The 18,443-nt window shown below is 59.2% G+C and carries 12 protein-coding genes and 2 tRNA genes; 7 read left to right on the forward strand and 7 right to left on the reverse strand.

What is annotated here, in order from left to right; all coding sequences use genetic code 11:
• Nucleotides 1-362 precede the first annotated feature (362 nt).
• Nucleotides 363-1,859 (forward strand): hypothetical protein, encoded by a 1,497-nt coding sequence (locus ACMKFF_RS00870; RefSeq protein WP_419495754.1) that lies wholly within the window; start codon nt 363-365, stop codon nt 1,857-1,859.
• Nucleotides 1,860-1,952: 93 nt separating this feature from the next.
• On the opposite strand, the gene ACMKFF_RS00875 is transcribed toward ACMKFF_RS00870, so the two are convergent.
• The 4 genes from ACMKFF_RS00875 to ACMKFF_RS00890 form a co-directional block, all read right to left on the reverse strand.
• Nucleotides 1,953-2,474: a hypothetical protein gene (locus ACMKFF_RS00875; protein WP_349135035.1), complete on the reverse strand. Its 522-nt coding sequence runs from the start codon at nt 2,472-2,474 to the stop codon at nt 1,953-1,955.
• A gap of 20 nt (nt 2,475-2,494) precedes the next feature.
• Nucleotides 2,495-2,743: a DUF1653 domain-containing protein gene (locus ACMKFF_RS00880; RefSeq protein ID WP_418464272.1), complete on the reverse strand. Its 249-nt coding sequence runs from the start codon at nt 2,741-2,743 to the stop codon at nt 2,495-2,497.
• Nucleotides 2,744-2,759: 16 nt separating this feature from the next.
• On the reverse strand, nt 2,760-3,497 hold the full coding sequence (locus tag ACMKFF_RS00885) for a carbon-nitrogen hydrolase family protein (RefSeq protein WP_418487182.1): 738 nt from the start codon (nt 3,495-3,497) through the stop codon (nt 2,760-2,762).
• Between the two features lie 93 nt (nt 3,498-3,590).
• Nucleotides 3,591-3,664 (reverse strand) — tRNA-Gly (locus tag ACMKFF_RS00890).
• Nucleotides 3,665-3,808: 144 nt separating this feature from the next.
• Between ACMKFF_RS00890 and ACMKFF_RS00895 the strand changes: the two genes are divergently transcribed.
• From ACMKFF_RS00895 to ACMKFF_RS00920, 6 genes are all read left to right on the forward strand, one after another.
• On the forward strand, nt 3,809-4,444 hold the full coding sequence (locus ACMKFF_RS00895; protein WP_349135038.1) for a redox-sensing transcriptional repressor Rex: 636 nt from the start codon (nt 3,809-3,811) through the stop codon (nt 4,442-4,444).
• Between the two features lie 24 nt (nt 4,445-4,468).
• Nucleotides 4,469-4,556, forward strand: a tRNA-Leu gene (locus ACMKFF_RS00900).
• A 354-nt stretch (nt 4,557-4,910) separates the two neighbouring features.
• On the forward strand, nt 4,911-5,369 hold the full coding sequence (locus tag ACMKFF_RS00905) for a hypothetical protein (RefSeq protein WP_419495755.1): 459 nt from the start codon (nt 4,911-4,913) through the stop codon (nt 5,367-5,369).
• A 588-nt stretch (nt 5,370-5,957) separates the two neighbouring features.
• On the forward strand, nt 5,958-6,641 hold the full coding sequence (locus ACMKFF_RS00910; protein WP_419495756.1) for a hypothetical protein: 684 nt from the start codon (nt 5,958-5,960) through the stop codon (nt 6,639-6,641).
• Between the two features lie 129 nt (nt 6,642-6,770).
• Entirely contained in the window at nt 6,771-6,995 is a 225-nt protein-coding gene (locus ACMKFF_RS00915; RefSeq protein ID WP_419495757.1) for a hypothetical protein, read from the forward strand.
• A gap of 14 nt (nt 6,996-7,009) precedes the next feature.
• On the forward strand, nt 7,010-7,846 hold the full coding sequence (locus tag ACMKFF_RS00920) for a hypothetical protein (protein ID WP_419495758.1): 837 nt from the start codon (nt 7,010-7,012) through the stop codon (nt 7,844-7,846).
• A 111-nt stretch (nt 7,847-7,957) separates the two neighbouring features.
• Here the strand turns inward: ACMKFF_RS00920 and ACMKFF_RS00925 are convergent, their stop codons facing one another.
• From ACMKFF_RS00925 to ACMKFF_RS00935, 3 genes are all read right to left on the reverse strand, one after another.
• Nucleotides 7,958-8,479, reverse strand: a complete 522-nt coding sequence (locus ACMKFF_RS00925; protein WP_419495759.1) for an N-acetyltransferase family protein — start codon at nt 8,477-8,479, stop codon at nt 7,958-7,960.
• A 108-nt stretch (nt 8,480-8,587) separates the two neighbouring features.
• The gene (locus tag ACMKFF_RS00930; RefSeq protein WP_367927465.1) at nt 8,588-8,998 is read right to left on the reverse strand and encodes a hypothetical protein; all 411 of its coding nucleotides are present in this window, start codon (nt 8,996-8,998) and stop codon (nt 8,588-8,590) included.
• Nucleotides 8,999-9,359: 361 nt separating this feature from the next.
• Complete coding sequence (locus ACMKFF_RS00935; RefSeq protein WP_419495760.1) at nt 9,360-18,107, reverse strand: DUF4465 domain-containing protein; 8,748 nt, start codon at nt 18,105-18,107, stop codon at nt 9,360-9,362.
• Between the last annotated feature and the right edge of the window lie 336 nt (nt 18,108-18,443).

The raw sequence follows: 18,443 nt of genomic DNA on the forward strand, positions 1-18,443 counted from the left end.
GATTAAAACATTTCATCAGGAATCCCGTGTGCTACGCACACTCGCATCGTGCTGACGCACGCTGCGCCGTCTCATGCAGAATCTGACGCGCCCTCGGCGCTATAAAAAGCTTTTAAAGCTTTTTATCAGATTCTAGTATAAGATCGTCAAAACAGCATTTATCGTCGCTCCTGATCCGTGCGGTCAGGAGCGATTTTTTTCGCAAAGCGCAAAATTCGGCGCAGGTCCGCAGCAGTACTTCCGTCATAAAGTATGACAATGATACGGTTTTACTGAATTTCAGCATAACGCTTGATTTCCGTTCTTTTCACTGATATACTGGGTGCAGAGATATCCCCATATAACGACAAGGAGGTCCCGACATGAAACGCACGTTCCGCATTTTTCTGTTTGCCGCCATCCTTGCGGCATTTCTGATGGGCTGTTCGCCCCTACTGCCGGTCTCCCCGAGCGGTGAGACGGCCGTTCCCTCCGAGCCGTCCGCCCCGCCTGCAACGACCGCGCCGACGGAAGCGCCGACGTTTGACGACAGCGTGCTCGGCGAGGCCTACACAAACGAAGGCACATTCACCGATGCCTGGGGCTCCGACTGGAGCTATTCTCTGCATGTGCCCCGCCTGCTGCTGGACTCGCCCGCGGCAGAGGAGCTGAATTCGAAGATCCATCGGGACCTGTCCGGCATCATCAGCAGCATGGAGACGGCTATCGAGCAGAGCACACCCGCCGAGCTGTGCAGCGTTCGCTGGGAGCGGGTCTGGACGGACAGCATCGTTTCGCTGGCCGTCATCGTCGAATACGCCGAGGGGACCTCGCACTACTACATCTACCACTTCGACTGTGCCAACAGCATCGAGCTTGATTCCGCGCATATGCTGCGGCGCCTCGGCATCTCCATGGACGACTATACCACAGCCGTCCGCCGCGCGGCCGCGCAGGCATTCGACCACCAGTATGCCGGGTTCGATCCTGCGATCGGCGGCGGCCCGGCCTATCTGCTGCAGCTGCGCGCCATGACGGTCGCGGCCGCCGGGAACAGCGATCCCGTCCCCTTTCTGCCGAATGAGGACGGCTCGCTGCGCATCTTTCCTTCCATCGGCTCCATCGCCGGGGCAGGATGGTATATGACGCCCCTGACGGTCTCGTTCGGCTCCGCAGAGGCCGGGACCGGAGCGCCCATCCAGTCCAATTCCAGAGATGTCTGGGCTGCCATTACGCTCGACGGGACCGGTCTGCAGGTCTCCTTCGAAAGCTCCGGGAAAAACTATCCCGTTTCCGGCTGCTATGCCGACTACACCGCCCTGCTGGCTGCCAACATCGGGCCGGACGCCTATGTGTTTGCCCTCACGGCAGGCGGCTTCGTCGAGGCTGTGAATATGACGGCCTGTTCCCGCTTTGAGACATTCTGCAGTATGGGTCCGCTCTACGGTCTTTCCGGCATCACATCGCTGGAGGCGGGAAACGGCACGGCCTATGCCGTGGACGCCGAGGGCGGGAAGCACGACCTTCTGCCGCTGGTGCAGAGCGTGGAGAGCGGTTTTTCCGCCATCCTCTCCGGCACTTGGGAGGCGAACCGGGAGGGTGACGCATTTCGCCTCCGCTTCGGCGAGGACGGGGCCTGCACGCTGGAGGAAGCGCGGCAGGGCAGCCACGTTACCTCGACCGGCGCGCTTACCGTGCTCGGCATGGGAGACGGTGGCCTCCTCTGCGCCTGCTCTCTGACGCAGCCGGATGGCAATGAGCTCACGGCCATCTGGTCGATCGAGCCATCCTTCGGCTCTTTACAGCTCTGTGCCTTCTCCGGCGAGGATGTGCTGGACATCGGCGCGGATGTGCTCCGGTTTGAACCGGCGCAGGAATGAACCCAAAAATACGCGCCGCGGGGCTTTCGCTCCGCGGCGCTGCATTGGTTGCCCAAGTCAAAACCTCCGGCCAAGCCGGAGGTTTTGACTGTCTTATTCCTGCTTCATTGCCTCCCGCTCTGCACCGTAGCGGCACACGAGCGACAGCACGAGAAACATCACGCCCAACGCAAGCATGCCCCCGTCCGCTACGATCATCCCGGCCAGCCGCTCCGGCATAAACTCCGCGGAGAACGCCGCGGACAACGCGACCCGCAGCACCATCGTGGCAGGCGAAATGCACAGGATCAGGATGCCGAGCCGTTTCTGCTCCGCCGCCCCGCGCAGGGTAAACGGCGTCTGCGCCTCCAGCGCATGCGCAAAATGCTGCCGGGCGAAGTACGCCAGCACCGCAGAGCCAGCGCAGCCGATCAGATCACCGGCGCATATCAACAGCGCACCTGTCTGGCTGGCATATCCGGTAAACAGGTCCGGGCGGGTATTCCACCAGAGCAGCGCCGCCAGAATGAGGAAGGCACTGCATCCGCAGGCGATGAGGTCAAAAATCCATGCGATCCTGCTGAGAATTCGTCCGGCATTTGTCACTTTTGCGATCGTCCGTTCCGTCTTGTCCATGACACACTCCCCAATCTTTATTATTTGTGGTTTACGCTTTGGATCTCCTGCAGCGCAAAGCGCTCATTCTGCTGCGCGTCGGGGTACTTTTCCCGGTCTACCGGGCTGAGAAACATGGCAAGCGGCCGGATCCACAGGCCGCCGTCGCCGTAGAGCTTGCGATAGATGACATAGGGCTCGCCGGTCTCCGAATGCTGCGCGACGCCCTCCACAAGGTAGTAGTCTCCCTTAAAATGGCGGTATACCCGCCCGATCTGAATGTCCTGCATGGTCTTCCCTCCCGTTTTACAGTTCCACAAACAAAATGCCGCTCTCCCCTGCCGGGGCTTCGCAGACGATCCTGCCGCCTGAGAAACAGGCCGCGCCGCCCGCTGCCGCGTCCGGTGCAGCCGGATCGACGCAGAACGGATTCACATACAGCACCGGGCAGCCGCAGCGCGAGGCCTGCGCGGCATATTCGAGCTTGACCTGTTCGTTCCACTCCGCCGCCGGGTAATCGCACCAGACCGGCCAGAGCACGGCATCCGCGCCAAGCGCTGCCAACTCCTCCGGCCTGCCAGGCGTCCAGAGGTCGCCGCACAGCGCCGTGGCGAAGCGTATGCCGCCGTAGGAAAACAGGTGGAAGCCATCGCCCTCGCGGTAATGCCCGTCCGTACGGCGCACGTCCTTCCAGCCGACGCTCACGCGGCGGAACACGTCGATGAGCCGCCCGTCCGCGCCGAGGAAGACCTGACTGCTGTAAAGCCCATCTGCCGCGCGCTCGATCATGCCGAACGACACCGCCGCGCCGTTTTCCCGCGCCGCGGCCTGCAGATGCCGCACCGGCTCGTCCGTCCATGCGGCCGCCACGGTGCAGTCGCGCGCATAGTCCCAGCGCAGGCAGTCAAAGCCCTGCAGGACCGATTCGCCGAATACGACCGTATCTGCTCTCCCGCTGCAGGCGCGGAGCACATCCTCCATGCACCGCACGTTCCATGCCACGTCGCCGTTTCTTACCGGCTGCGAGGCCAGCGCCAGTCTCATGCTCCCACCTCCTGCCCCCAGCATACCAGAATTCAGGCGCTTGTGCAAGCCCCCAAAAACAAAAAGGAGCAAGCCGGCTGACTTGCTCCGAACTGGAGCAGGGTACGGGAGTCGAACCCGCCTCAGCGGCTTGGGAAGCCGCTGTACTACCGATGTACGAACCCTGCATGGTAATAGATATTATAGCAGATGCAGCCCGGAATTGCAATCCTCATTTTGAAATGTTTTCCCGGGAAGATGAAAAAGGATTTGCAATACTGGGCAAAATCTGTTATAATATTCCGGTACATGAGAGAAACGAGGTTGAGAATGTGGCGCAGAAAATTTCCAATTCCGTGTTAAAACGCCTGCCGGTCTATCTGTCCTACCTGAAATCGCTGCCGGAAGACGCGCCGGAAAACATCTCCGCCACAACGCTGGCAGCCGCACTGAACATGGGCGAGGTGCAGGTCCGCAAGGACCTCGCGCTGGTCTCGGACGGCGGCCGCCCCAAGATCGGCTATCAGCGCCTTGGTCTGGTCGAGGATATCGAGCAGTTCCTCGGGTATGATAATACGAACGACGCCGTGCTCATCGGCGCGGGTAAGCTCGGCCGCGCGCTTCTGGGCTACAGCGGCTTTTCGGAATACGGCCTGAATATCGTCGCAGCCTTTGACTCCGACGCCTCCGTCGCCGGGACGGACGCCAGCGGCAAGCCCGTCCTTCCGCTCTCCGCGCTGGAGGATCTGTGCAGCCGCCGGAAGATCCTCATCGGCATCCTGACAGTCCCGGCCGCCGCCGCGCAGGGTGTGTGCGACCTGCTGATCCGCAACGGCATCAAGGCCATCTGGAACTTCGCGCCGACGCACCTCGATGTCCCGCCGCAGATCCTCGTCCAGAACGAAAACATGGCGACCTCGCTCGCCGTTCTCTCCAAGCATCTTTCCGCGCAGATGAAGGGATACTGATCCCTGCGCGGTCAGACTATATCGGCCGGTGTGTTGGAATTGGCAGACGAGGCGGACTCAAAATCCGTTGGGCTAATAACCCGTGCGGGTTCGACCCCCGCCACCGGCACCACCCCTTAAAGGCTCGCAAACCCTTGATATGACTGGATTTGCGGGCTTTTTCTATTGCGTTGTCAGCCTTATGTATCGATTCCTCTCACAGCCGAAAACCGGCCATTTCGGGTCAGTTTTCGGCTGTTTTTTTGGAGGGACATTGGAGGGATGTTCGACCATTACAGCGAGGGGTACACACCCATGATCGCATTGGCGGATGCCACTTTCGAGCTGAAATTCAAGTGCGTATACGTATAGATGTTGGAAGTCGTCGCAATATTGTGCTGTTCGTTCTGCCGGGGCTGCTGTTCCTGTTTGACCGGCTGATCATCCGGCCGAAAAAGTCGAAAAAATCCAAGGAGGTCCTTTCTCAATGAAGCATCTTACAAGAATCACGGCAGCCGTCCTTTCCGTGCTGCTTCTGGGTTCTCTGGCCGCCCCCGCCTTTGCGGCGGCCGCTCCCTTCGAAAAGGAGGAGGTCATCTACATTATGACCGACGCATCCGGCAAAGTCACGGATCTGGAGGCCGTCAATATCTTTGCAGGCGGCGATATTACCGACTACGGCGACTATTCCGCCGTCAAAATTCTGAACACGACGGATGCGATCACGCAGGACGGCGACGAGATCGATTCCATGACCGCCTCCATCACCGGCGGCGATGCCGAGATCGTGTCGTTTGTTTCCGATAAGAATACCCATGTGGGCTCCGTGCAGTTTGTCATCAAGACCGCAGCGATCGAGAAGGCCGAAGCCGCCGAAAGCGCCGCCGCAGAGGAGGCGCCGCTCACCTTCTGGCAGAAGCTGCTGCACCTGTTCGGCCTGGATTGAGCCGGAGCTATCCGAACCGCAAAAAAGCGGCGAGCTCAGGAGAGACTTCATAAGGAAGAAGGCAGTGCAGAATTTGTGCTGCCTTCTTTTTTTACGATTTGAAAACGGGGATACTGGATTTCGGCGACAGGAGCCGATGTTCGCTGTGCCTATGGACAGGAATCAGACTGTCGAAAAACCTGCCCAGCCGGAAATTACGGAGGGAAGGATCGTGTGAAGGGAAACCGTCAGGGTGTCCTTTTGCGTTCCATAACCCGCCGCAGCGGCAAAACTGCAATGCGGCAGGCAAAACCCGCGCCACAAACTCCGGATTGACATCCGGCGCAGAATCGTTTATTCTGTTTGCAGAGATGCAGACTTCCGGCGTTTTTTCGACATTTTGAGAAAAAGATGTCCGTTTTGCGTTTCTGGTGAAATATAGGAGTAGAGGGGCCATTGACCGGCCCGAAAAGAGGTGGTATCTGTAAGCGTTGTAACGAGCCTGATCGATGAAACCGTGCAGCGGTACGGAGAATGTGAAAGCGTCCGGCTCATTCCGGCATGATTCAGCACGCTGCCTGCAGGTGCAAACTGAGGAGGGCAACATCCATGCGAAAAGTATTACAGAAGATCTTGATTGTTATTGCGGTGATTGCAGCCGGAGCCGCTTTGTTTTTCCTTTGGCAATACTATCCTTCACTCAAAGATTTCCGGCAGGCAACAAATTATCGGTTTGCTTCTCCTGCGGATCTCTATTATCAGCTCCATACAGAAAACTGGCCGCATTACACATTCCTCGACCAGAATGTGTCTGAGGTTACGTTGGACGGGCATCAGATACGAACGATGGAAATCAAAACAGAGGGGGGAAATCGGTATATTCAGGCTGTCGCTGTGAAAACCACTTTCGGGAAGTATTACAAATTCTTTGACGTGAGCTATGATATGCTGCATTTCGGCTACAGCGTTACAAATAGCGGTGAGAGTTCTGAATTTACCCGGCTGGCGCAGCTGAAGGGCTTGCAATTCGAAGACGGCATCGCCATTCAGCTGATATCGACCGAACGTTACGCAGACAGCGTTGGCAGCGTGGCACAAACAATAGAGTCGGATATGTATTTCTGGGGTTCTCCTGTTGATGGGCCGCTATATGTGCAGCTGTTTTGGGTATCCGGAAAGGAGTTGCCGGATGGGTACCATCTTACCTGTATCGATGATCCCTCATTTGATATCAGCTACGAAGAATTGCTGGAGGCTTTCCGCACGGCAGTGCAGCTGCGGGGGGCGAGTTGAAGGTCCACCTGCTAAAGGTGAAACTTTCATCTTTAGCAGGTTCCTTTTTCCCGCAGCAGCGTGTCTTACTGCAAGCTCAAGGAGCTGCCAAGGTGCGGCGCGCTGCCGCTAACGAAAGAGTGATTATATATGACAAAAGAAGAGCTGTTTTGCAAGCTGCACGCGCTCGGCATTGACCCCAAACTCGTGCATTTTTCCTCTGGCGTGGAAGAAGGCTACTATATACGAAAGTGCCCGCTTTGCTGGGAGGCGTTTTATCAGGAGCGCGGGAAGGAATACGATCCGGTCGGATTTCCCTGCGAAAGCGACGCTCTGGATCATGTTTATGACCAAATCACGCGGTATCTGACCTGACGGAGGGAACGACCATGTCAAATTTCCGCAAGCAATTCAAACAAGGTGACGACTATTGCGACATCCGGGCAGACTATCGCAGCCTGATCTCCATCGGGAAGAGCGTTGAGGAAACGGAGGACCTGCTGCTGCGGGCCTACTGCCCGAAAGAAGGAGACCTGCTGTTCACGCCCACGTTTTGGCTCTCCCTCGGCATCTGCGAATGGGAGACCGGCCGACTGACGCCCCGGACGAAGGAGGAGGCGCTCTACTGCCTTTCGCTATATCAGGAGACGGTCGAGCAGCGCTTGACCGCAGGGCCGAATGAGCGGCTGTCGGACATGCTGCAGTTTTTCCGGGAAACGCAGGAAATGCTGCTTTCGCCCCTGCCGGAGGCCAAAAAGATCAGTAAGCCGTATGCGCGCAAGTGTCCGTGGCGCGAAGGTAGCCTGCTGGCTTATCAGATATTAAGTCCGGAGATGAAAAATTCAGTGTACTACCAGAAGTATGTTCTCGTCCGTGTAGTCGATATCTGGCGGCGACCAGCCGTGCGGCTTGCCCCGACGGAACGATATAGTGAAACCATGTGTATTGGCTTGTACGGTTGGTGGGGTGATCAAATACCGGATGCCGCTATTGTAAAGGACCTGAAATTTGTTCCAATGGATAACGTTGGTTCGACCAAAATGTGGTGTGTATTTGATTGGGGCCTGTGCCGCGGAGAGAAACCGCATATCACCCTGTTGGAAGAAGACCCGTCGTGGAAAAGGGAGGATTATCCGTTCTTTAATACGGATTGTAAGCTTTGTATATACACACATTATGTTCCTTTTGACATTGATTTATGTTGCAATATACTTCCAAATTTGTAATTGCAAATTGCGATTTAAGCCGTAACGAGCAAGCGTAGGAAACCTGTGAAAGGAAAAGCTCCCCCTCTGACTCATCCCGAGCCCGCTGCAGGGGGGGACACGCCGCTGCAGTCAGATTTGAGGCAGCTGCAGGAGCATCACATCAAAATCAATGTCCTGCCCGCCGATGCGGAAGAAGGCCGGGAAGGTGCACAGCTTCCGGAAGCCGAATTTTTCATACAGCCGGATGGCGCGGACATTGTCACTGCGCACCTCGATATCGAGCTGGGCAAAGCCGTTTTCCCGCGCAAAGGCAAGGACGGCCTCCGTCAGGGCCGAAGCCGCACCGCAGCCCCACCACGCCCGCTTCAGACTGATGCCGAACACGCCGCGGTGGCGCATCCGGCCGGGCTTGCGGTTCAGGCTGGCCGTGCCGATGAGCTCGCCGTCCACCCTGGCAAGATACTGCACATGGTCCGGCGAATCGACCTGTGTGCGCAGATAGGCCTGCTCCTCCTCCGGCGCAAGCGGCACGCCATCTGCGCCGAAGCTGAGGTTGTCCGTCTCGCCGCCCACGATCTTCAGGTAGTCCAGCAGCGCCGCGGCATCCTCCGGCCGGGCTCGCGTGATCGTAAATGCGTTCTTCTTTTCCATGCTTCTTCTCCTTTCCGATCATACGGCGGGAGGTCTCCTGCCAGAATGCAGCTCGTCAAAAAGTCTTTACGGACTTTTTTTGACAGTCCAAGAATTCTCCGCGCGGTCTCAGAGCACGAGCCGCGCGATCTCCATGGTGGCGATCTTCAGGACCGCGCCGCCGGACATCACATAGAACCAGAGCTCCCGCATTTTCTGCGTTCTGGCGATCGGTGTGGCGATCGCGGCGACGACGATCAGCAGCGCACCGGCACAGCCGACGACGGTCGGAACGCTGACGAGCGGAAACACGCCCGGCGCGCAGCTGCCGTCGATGGTGTGCTGGATGGTCTTGTCCAGCCCGTCCCGCGCCGCCGCAAAGCAGCAGACGACCAGACCGAACACCAGCAGGAGCAGCGTTCTCCTGCCCCAGCAGGCGATATTGCCGCGGTTCCAGACGGAAAAGCCGATGTAGCCCAGCAGAGCAAGGATCATCAGTGTCGTTGCCGTCGTGACGGCGTTTCCAAAATACAGCTTCATGGTAGATTTCCCCTTTCTCTCATTCATTGCGCTCTTGACGTTTCGGTGGCGACGGCCGCCAGCAGGACGCCCATGGATACCCACGGCGCTGCCGCGCATAACGCGCAGTGCTGCGGTGTTCGTGGGATAAAGAATTGCGTTCATAAAGTCTTTCTCTCAAAAAGCAGACGCAGCGCATGATCGGACCTGCGATCAGCACTGCGTCTTTGCGTCTGGCTGTTTATGTAACCGTTCGGTTACTTTCTATTATAGGGACTGTCGGCCCCTTTGTCAAGGCCTTTTTCCGATTTTTCTATGTGCCGCATACAAAGTGCCCCGGGTCTCCCCGGGGCACTCGTTCGCTGCTTATGCGTAATTTGCTTCAGGCGTTCTGCAGCGCCGCAAAGCGGAACAGGATCGTCGCCAGCTCCGCGCGCGTTGCACCGGCCTTTGGCGCAAGCTCCGCTGCGCTGCGGCCATTGACAAGGCCCTCTGCAACGGCCCATGCCATGGCATCCTGCGCAAATGCGCTGACCGCGTCGGCATCGCCGTAGGCGCTCAGGTCGGCGCGCTTCTCGGTATTGCTGCCGAGATAGCCCGCAAAGCGATAGAGCATCATAGCCATCTGCTCGCGCGTGAGGGAAGCATCCGGATCAAACAGTCCGCCGCCGACACCGTTAACGATGCCGTTCTTCGAGGCCCAGATCACCGCCGCGCCATACCAGCTGTCGGCAGACACATCCGTGAAGCTGCTCTCGCGGCCCGCCATGTCCGGCGTACCCGCCATACGGTAAAGCACCATGACCAGCATTGCGCGGGTCGTCTCGCCGTTCGGCTCGAACAGGCCGCCGCCGACGCCGTTCATCACGCCGTTCTTCAGCGCCCAGTCAACGTACTCGTGATACCAACCATTCCGGTCGAGATCCGTGTAGGCTTCGCTCGGGCAGGTCTCTGCCGTAGTCTCACGCTGCTCAGTCTCGCCGCAGCGGCCGCACTTGCGCTCTTCCAGACCAGTGTGGAAGCAATCGGCTTCCTTCACCGTCGTCCAGTCGCCGTAGTCGTGGCCCAGAGCAGGGATTTCCTCGCCCTTGCTGTGCACCTCGCCGCAGCGCGTGCAGACCATGTCGCCCGTGTAGCCCGGCTCCGTGCAGGTGGCTTCCTTCGCGCCGGTCAGCTTGTCGTCATGGCCAAGCGGCTGACGGATCTCGCTGATGTAGGTGTAGTCGCAGTGCTTGCAGTGATTCTCCGTGTAGCCGTAGCCCTCGCAGGTCGGGTCGACTACCGTCGCCTCGCAGTCATGGCCCGTAGCATCCACGAAATCAGCCTTGTAGCTGTCGCCGCAAACAGAGCAGGTATAGGTCGTGTAGCCCATATGCGTGCAGTCCGGATTCGTCCTGACCGCCTCATAGCTGTGGGCGATCATCGGGATGGACTCGGTATAGCTCTTGCCGCAGTTCGTGCAGGTGAAGGTACGAACGCCCTCCTCCGTGCAGGTCGGCTGCTTCGTCACCTCGCTCGTGTAGCTGTGATCCGCTGCCTGCGTATAGCTGTCGACGTAGCTGTTGCCGCAGCGCGTGCAGGTATGCGTCGTATAGCCCATGGCGTCGCAGGTCGGAGCTGTCACAACGGCCTGATAATCATGGCCAAGTGCCTCGGTCATGGTATCGACATAGCTGCTGCCGCAGACGGAGCAGGTGTGCGTCGTGTAGCCGCCCTTTTCGCAGGTTGGGGCCGTCACAACGTCCTCATAGCTGTGGCCCGTGGCCGGGAGCATCGCGTCGATATAGCTGTCGCCGCAGACGGAGCAGGTATGCGTCGTGTAACCGGCGGACTCACAGGTCGGAGCCGTCACGACGTCCACATAGCTGTGGCCCTTTGCTGCCACATAGTTCGTGCGGTAGCTGAGGCCGCAGCGCGCGCAGGCAGACTCGGTGTAGCCGTCCTTCTCGCAGGTCGGCTCCACGACCGTCACGGTCAGATCGTGGCCGAGCGGCTCGCCGACCTTGACCGTCAGCGTATTGCTGACCGCATCGCAGTTGTCACACTTGACATAGTAGACCGCGGCTTCGGTGCAGGTAGCTTCCGACTTGATGACATCAGAGGCAGTGTTCGCGAAGGTATGCTCCGCGTCGGCCTGCCACAGGAGGATCGGATGCTTCGTCGCGGTGCAGCCGCTCGTGAAGGCAGCCTCTGCCAGATCGGCGTTCATCGTGGAAACGAACTCCGCGTTCGCAATTTCCTCTGCGGTCCTGACAGCGGCAGTCTGGGTCTCGGCATTTTTCACGGCGCCGATGCCGCCCTTCTCGCAGGTGCCCTCGAGGTAGTAGAGGTTTTTGATGACGGCATCTGCGCTGCTCACCGTGCCAATGACAGAGCCATAGGTAAAGGTTGTGTTGCAGGTGACCGTGCCGAGGTTGAAGCAGCTGCGGACCTCGGAGTTCGCGCAGTAGCCGACGATACCGGCGGGATAATTGCCGCCGGCCTTGATCGTACCGGTGTTGTAGCAGGCCGTGACCTTACAGCCGTTCGGCAGATTGGAAACAATGCCCGCTGCGCAGGTGCTGGGTGCGGTGATGCTGCCGGTGTTGACGCAGCCGATGATGGTACTGGGCTGGTTGCCGCTGGAAATGTTGCCAACGATACCTGCGCAGTAGCGCCAGCCGGTGACATTGCCACTGTTGGAACAGTTGGTAACATTCAGGCTGTAGTAAGCACCGCCGACAACGCCGCCGACGCTCTGCCAGTAGTTACCGGCCGTGCGCTTGATGGAAACATCGACATTCGAATGGAGATTCGTCAGGTCGGCATAGTCCGCACGGCCAACGATACCGCCGACGTAAGCATCGTTAACAGGCTTGCTGGAACCGGCGACAACGGTGCCGTTGACCGTCAGGTTCTCAATCTTCGCGCGGTTGGTGGCGTTGGCGCCGGAGACCCAGCCGAACAGGCCGCGATAGAGCGATATCGGGGTCTTGCTGCTGTAGTTGATGGAAAGATGATCAATGGTGTGATTCCGGCCGTTGAAGGTACCGGCAAACTTCTTAGAAGCGGTGCCGATGGGCGTCCACTCGTAACCGGCGAGGTCGATATCGGCCGTCAGGATGCCGGAGAGCTTGGCGCTGCCGCCGTTGACCTTCTGGGCGAACCATGCCAGCTCTGCGCCGGTGCCGATGAGGTAAACGCCGTTTTCGTCGGTGGCAGGTTCCGTGGTGGTCTTGCCGTCCCAAGCGTTCTCGGCCGCCTTGCGGACGGTGAACTTGATGGTCAGGACGCCGTTTTCGACCTTTGCTGCGTCAGCAGAGCCGAGCTTGAAGGAGCCGGTGGTGCGGACATAGCCGAGCTGCTCGACGGCGTAGGAATACGGGCCATAGCCGAGCTTAAAGGTGCCGTCGGCCTCGGCGGTCACTGCCTTGTTGTCACGGTCGGTGAACGTGGGGGTGAGGCCGTCGATCGCGTTGCCGTTTTCGTCCACGGGGACGAGCTTGACGTTGTAGGTGACCTTCGTGTTGACCTCGACGGAAACATCTGCCAGACGGCTGGCAACAAAGCTGGTGGTGACCGCGGAGAAGTTCGTGCCGACGCCGGTGTCGGTCATATTGTACAGCGTATCAAACGGGCTGGCGGCGGAGTACATGCCGCCGGAGATATAACCGTCGGTGACCATAACGGTCGTTTTGTCTGAGCCTTCGGGGAAGGTGATGTCTGTGGGCATCTCCACGGTGACGGAGGCTCTGTCCATCTGCCAGTACTGAGTCAGCTGGCCCTTGGACTCCTCTTCCTCCGCGCTGTAGTTCAGATATAGCAACGTGGGGTTGAAGATACCGGAAACCTTATCCATGCCGCGATACAGGCCGTCGAAGGAGAGCGTGACCTTATCGCCGGGCATGATGGGCTCGCCGTCATTCGAGGCATTCTTCACGGTGACGCTCATCTGCGCCACGCGCGCCAGACGGTAGGACGTGCCGGTGGAATCGGTCAGCTTCAGGATGACGGTGCCGCCGAGCGTCTTTGCCGTGCGGAAGGGCAGGAGGGAGGCGTGGAACATGCCGTTCTCGTCCGCCGTAAGCTCCGTCCAGCCGGACAGGGTGCTGTTCAGGGCAGCGTCGGTGGTGACGACGGCGTAGCTGGCCGTCGCGCCCTTGGTGGTAGTAAAGTCCAGCGTGGGGGCTTCGTCGGTGTCAAGGTAGTACCACGTGTCGTAGTTGTAGTCCCACTCCGCACCGCGGGGGCTGGTCGTGCCGCCGTTAAAGCGGATGACGGCGTCAGCCTTGCCGGCTGCCTTGTTCGTGATAACGAACACACCGGTGCGCTCGGGGGCGGTTGCCGGGAAGAGACCGCCGTGGGTTCCGGCAACGTCCTTGTCGTTGTACAGGTCGATGGCGTCGTAGGTGACGGCCACGATGTCCGTGCCGGTGGGCGTCACGTCGAGCCAGTTGCCTACGGCGTTGCCGCCGCTGACCTGCGTAACGTCCGCCGGATTGCCCTGCAGCACCTGAATGTTGAAGCTCGGCTCGACCATGATGTTGCCTGCATCGTTATTGATTAGCTCCCACATACGGTACGCGCGGATGCGGTAGGTGTCGCTCACGCTCATAAAGCCGCTGTGGCTCAGGAAGACCTGCAGGTCGGCTTCGTCGCGGGAGGATACCGTCGTGCCGAGGTCCTTGAAGCTGTGAGACTTCCTGTCGGTCGGCGCGCCGGAGTCAAAGGTGATCGTCTTTTCCGTCTTTTGGTTGAGGCTGGACAGCCAGCCGGCCTTGGTCACATAGGTACCGGTCTCATCGACCAGACGCCATGTGTAGTTGTTGTTGCGCTCAGAAACGCGGTAGGAATAGGTGGTCATGCCGGTCGCGTCGTCCTTCGCAGTCTTGTACGGCTCGACCGCTCTGGTGTTGAAGTTGTTGTACTGGAAGAACAGGGTGAACTCCGCCGTCGTGGGCGCAGTGATATCCAGCTCCACGGCGTTGGCGATCGTGATGTTCTTCGTTACGACGTTGTAGGAAGGCGCCGTGGTCTGGTTGATCTGCTGATTGAACATATACTTTTCCGTGTTCGTCGGATAAGCATAGATGTTGTACAGCGAAGCGTTCTGCGCCTCCCACGACAGGAAGGGGAAGGCAGTGTAGTCGCTGCCGTAGCGGGTGTAGGTATAGTGTGTACCGGAGTGGATCATGCTGCCGGTAACGGGCATGATCATCTCGACATGGTAGTCGTCCGTGCCGAAGTACTCGTTCTTCTCGTTCCTGGTCGTAGCATAGACGCTGACAACGCCGAGATGGATGTCGTTGCCGCCGCCGCCGTAGATGTCCTTCTCCATCGGCAGAGGCAGGCTCTGACCGCCAAGATAGATGTCATAGGCCTCGGTCGCAGTGTTCCAGCCGTAGCCGCGCGTGGAGTAGCAGCCGGTGCTCAGGGTGGCGTAGAACATGTTGTAATTGTTCACGACCGTGTTGCTGGCCGTCGCCGTTTCGTCGGCTGCGTCAAAGGCGCTGTTGGTGAACCGGACCTCCTCGTAGTCGTGCAGCTCGTACTTTGTGCCGTCGATCTCGACATAGTCCTTCTCTTCGCCGTCGATGATGGTGTAATCGGCGGGGTTGTAGACGTACACGGTCTTGCCCTCGGCATCGGTAAACCAGCCGACATAGTCAAACTGATTTTCGTCGATGCCCGCGGTCTTGTACATCTTGAGGATCGGGTACTTATTGCCGTTTGTGCTGTAGTTCTGGTCACGGCCGACGTAGAAGTTGATATTCGCTTCGACGACATCGACGAAGGTCAGCGTCAGCGTCCAGGTATCGGCGGAGTAGCCGGCGTCGTTCTTTGCGCGGAACTTATAGATATATGTGCCTGCCTTGCTCTGGACCAGGCTCTTGTTCACGCCGCCGAACATTGCTTCCTCAAAGTGCTGCTCCCCGCTCCACGTCGCACCGCCATCGGAGGACATGGTGTAGAAGTAGTTCTTGTAGGTCAGCGTGCCGTTTTTCACGCCGAAGATCTTGCCGTCCATCAGATCGTCGAGCTGATAGCTCTTGCCGGTCTGAACTTCCGCAGCGGCATCGGTCACACCATCGAGCAGATAGGGCGCTGCAGGATCCTTCGCGCCGCAGACGGTGCAGACGCCGTCTTTATACTGATGTGCGCGGGCCTCCTGCCATACCAGCAGCGGATAGCCGCCGCAGCCGGTATTCTCCTTGAAGCTGCTGCCGAGCGTCGGTGCCAGCGCCTTCAGCTCCTCTGCGGTCTTCGCCGTGGCGTTCTCGTCGCCAATCGCGGAAGCGCTGCCGAGGTAATACACATTGGAGACCTGATCCGCACTGCCCACGGCTGCGCCGATCGCGCCACTGGCCACAGCTGTCGTGACCTTGCCGGACACATAGGCATTTGTCAGGGAGGACTTCTCCATGACGCCGATCAGACCTCCCATGAGCGTCTTTTCGGTGGTCACATCGCCGGTGCTGTAGGCATTGGTGATGGTCGCCTGCTTGGCATAGCCCATCAGACCGCCGACATAGGTACCGGTCGCCGTGATCCTGCCAGTGTTATAGCAGCCGGTCATCGTGCCGGAATAGAGCTCATAGCACAGGCCGCCGAGGTTGTTCACGCCGGTGACATCGCCTTCATTGCCGCAGTTCGTCACAGTCGTGTCGATCATGACACCGGCCAGACCGCCCACGGAGGAGGTGCTGCCGACCCTCTCGTCGGCCGTCACATCCACGCGGGAAATGACCTTGGAAAGCTCCGCATAACGGGCAGAGCCGACCACGCCTGCGACATATCCCGTGTAAACGGAGAATTCGCTTGCCGCGTTCACGCTGCCCGTGACCGTCAGGTTCTGAATGACCGCATGTTTTTCGGGCGTGCCCTCGACCTGACCAAACAGGCCGAGATACAGTCTCTCGCCGGAGGCCGCCGTGGCATAGTCCACATGCAGGTTGGAAATGGTGTGGTTCGCGCCGTCAAGGCTTCCCGCAAAAGCTACACTGCCATTGCCGATCGGCGTCCAGATCACATCGGTCAGATCGATATCCTTCGCCAGAACGGCAGAGATCGCATTCTCACCGCCGTTGACCTTCTTGACAAACCAGACAAGCTCGTCGGCATTGCCGATCTGATACACGCCGTCCTTCTGCGCAGGCTCCGCAGGAGCCTTGACCGTCACAGCACACTGTGCCTTTGCCTCGCCGCAGCTGGCCGTGATCGTGGCCGTACCGGTCTTTCCGGCAGTCACGACGCCGTTCTGCACGGAAGCGACCTCTGCATCCGTCGTCGTCCAGGCAATGGTCGGATCCGTCGTATCCTCCGGCTGGATTGCAGCGGTCAGGGCCGCTGTGTCGCCGGTATACAGGTTCAGCTCGGTCTTATCCAGCGTTACAGCCGAGGCCATGACCGGGGGCGTGACCGTAACGGCACATTCTGCCTTCACGGTGCCGCACGTCGCAGTGATGACAGTCTCGCCGGCCGCCTTCGCCGTAACGATCCCGTTTTCCACCGTTGCGACCTCTTCCTTCGAGGAGCTCCAGACAATGGTATCCGTCGTGTTCTCCGGCTGGACCGTGGCCTTCAGGGAAGCGGTCTTTCCCGCCGTCAGCGTCAGCTCCGTCTGGTCCAGCGTCACGCCGGTCGCCGGGGTGACCTCGCGGGTCAGCTCGAGATACAGCTCATACGTCGTGCCCGCCATGACATCCATAATGCTCAGATAGGCGACCTTGCTGTTTTCCGCAGGGGTGAAGGGCTTTTCGTCCTTGTCCGTCAGCAGGGTCGTCTCCAGCTCCGCAGCCTTCAGGGTGAAGGGATTCACGCCCGCATCGTTGAGATAATTGCTCTTCTTGTCCGTCACGAGCAGGAAGCTCGCATCCGCCACATGGATCGTCACATCACTGCCGTAGGGCAGCACGGCACGGTACTTCGTCTCGCCCTCGCCGCCAACGCGGGAAAGGGCGCAGGCCTTTCCGCCGACGCTGACCGTGAGCGGACTGGCCGTGACCGTAACGGCACACTCGGCCTTCACGCTTCCGCATGCCGCCGTGATGACGGTGCTGCCCGCGCCGACCGCAGTCACAACACCGTCCGCGACCGTAGCGACCGCCTCATTCCCGGTCGTCCAGGTCAAGGTATCCGTGGTGTTTTCCGGCTGTGCCGCTGCCGTCAGAACGGCAGTTTCGCCCGTCATCAGATTCAGCGTGGTCTTGTCGAGCGTCACGCCGGTCGCCGGGACGACCGCAGCCGCCTTTTCAAAGCGGACTGCCACATCGTCATAGGCGAAGTAGGCGGGCTGCGAGAAGCCATAGCCGTTATCGCTGGAGCCGGTCACATTGAACGTGACCTTCAGGACCTTACCAAGGCCGGACAGGTCCCACCTTGTCCAGTCCATCATGATGTTCTTCGGACCGTTGCAGAGGTAGATGCTGGCCGTTCCGGTCTTCTCCCCTGCCGCGTTATAGCCCGTTGCGACCAGCTTGACCCAATCGTCGTCGCCGATCTTGGCAGTCAGACCGTTGCCGTCGATGTAGCAGTTGAGCGCATAGTCCGTGTTGTTGACATACATATGGTCAATGACACGGGCGGTGCCGTCGGCAAAGGTTAGGGTCGGCAGGGAGGCCTCGGTCAGGCCATAGCCGGAATTATCTGCATAGCCGTAATGCACGGCAAAGTTATTCGAGCCGTTGTGGCCGCCGCCGGTCCGCTCCAGACCGGAAACGTCCTTTTTATAAACGGTAAGCTGACTCTCGAAGCCGCCGTACTTGCTGATCTCACCGGAAACATAGTTGGAAACGGCATGACCGCCGCTCCAGTAGCACCAGGAGCCATAGCCCTCGGACAGGGTGTTGCTGAGCCAGGTATTGTTCTTATCCGTCCACTTGTAGGCAGCGTCGACGGAGTCGACACCGGCGCCGCTCTCTCCGTAGAGCATCTTGCCGCCGTACTGCGGGCTGTCAATGAGACTCGTCCAGTTGTTTCCGCCTGCGAAGTTCGTTCCGCCCTTATAGTCGGCATCCTCGAACGTGAGGACGCGCAGCTCATAGTCGGGCTCTGCTGCGAACGCACTGACGGGCAGCAGCGAGCAGACCATCACAATGGCCAGCACGAGCGCCAGCAGGCGCTTTCCGCACGCTGCGGGTTTCGTTTGCATAAGCGATCTCTCCTTTTACTGATAATGTGTATCGGCAGCCGCCGGAGCGGCAGAAGCAGGGTTCAGCCCCGCCACAGCTGAGCTGCAGGGGGCGCTTTGTTTTCCCTTCGGAAAACAAAAAAACGGCTGAAGGGATAGCATACCTATCCCCTCAACCGATTCGGGCTATGGAAATCTCCCAGTAGGTCTTCTGAGTTGCGCCTCCGGCGGAGCATCCGCCACGTCTGCCGCCCTGCCTTCTCAGTTTCCCAATGACCGGCTTTCGCCGACGGACAGCAGCCTCAGCGCTCACAGCGACGGTCATCCAGAAGGCAGCTGCCTTCTCGGGGTATTATC

The sequence above is a fragment of the Faecousia sp. genome, assembly GCF_048519415.1.
In the GTDB taxonomy this organism is placed as follows: Bacteria; Bacillota; Clostridia; order Oscillospirales; family Oscillospiraceae; genus JAZOXB01.

What these genes read in the sequence shown, in the direction of transcription:
- ACMKFF_RS00870 (WP_419495754.1), top strand. Translation starts at nt 363, where the DNA reads ATGAAACGCACGTTCCGCATTTTTCTGTTTGCCGCCATCCTTGCGGCA.
- ACMKFF_RS00875 (WP_349135035.1), bottom strand. Translation starts at nt 2,474, where the DNA reads ATGGACAAGACGGAACGGACGATCGCAAAAGTGACAAATGCCGGACGA.
- ACMKFF_RS00880 (WP_418464272.1), bottom strand. Translation starts at nt 2,743, where the DNA reads ATGCAGGACATTCAGATCGGGCGGGTATACCGCCATTTTAAGGGAGAC.
- ACMKFF_RS00885 (WP_418487182.1), bottom strand. Translation starts at nt 3,497, where the DNA reads ATGAGACTGGCGCTGGCCTCGCAGCCGGTAAGAAACGGCGACGTGGCA.
- ACMKFF_RS00905 (WP_419495755.1), top strand. Translation starts at nt 4,911, where the DNA reads ATGAAGCATCTTACAAGAATCACGGCAGCCGTCCTTTCCGTGCTGCTT.
- ACMKFF_RS00910 (WP_419495756.1), top strand. Translation starts at nt 5,958, where the DNA reads ATGCGAAAAGTATTACAGAAGATCTTGATTGTTATTGCGGTGATTGCA.
- ACMKFF_RS00915 (WP_419495757.1), top strand. Translation starts at nt 6,771, where the DNA reads ATGACAAAAGAAGAGCTGTTTTGCAAGCTGCACGCGCTCGGCATTGAC.
- ACMKFF_RS00920 (WP_419495758.1), top strand. Translation starts at nt 7,010, where the DNA reads ATGTCAAATTTCCGCAAGCAATTCAAACAAGGTGACGACTATTGCGAC.
- ACMKFF_RS00925 (WP_419495759.1), bottom strand. Translation starts at nt 8,479, where the DNA reads ATGGAAAAGAAGAACGCATTTACGATCACGCGAGCCCGGCCGGAGGAT.
- ACMKFF_RS00930 (WP_367927465.1), bottom strand. Translation starts at nt 8,998, where the DNA reads ATGAAGCTGTATTTTGGAAACGCCGTCACGACGGCAACGACACTGATG.
- ACMKFF_RS00935 (WP_419495760.1), bottom strand. Translation starts at nt 18,107, where the DNA reads ATGCAAACGAAACCCGCAGCGTGCGGAAAGCGCCTGCTGGCGCTCGTG.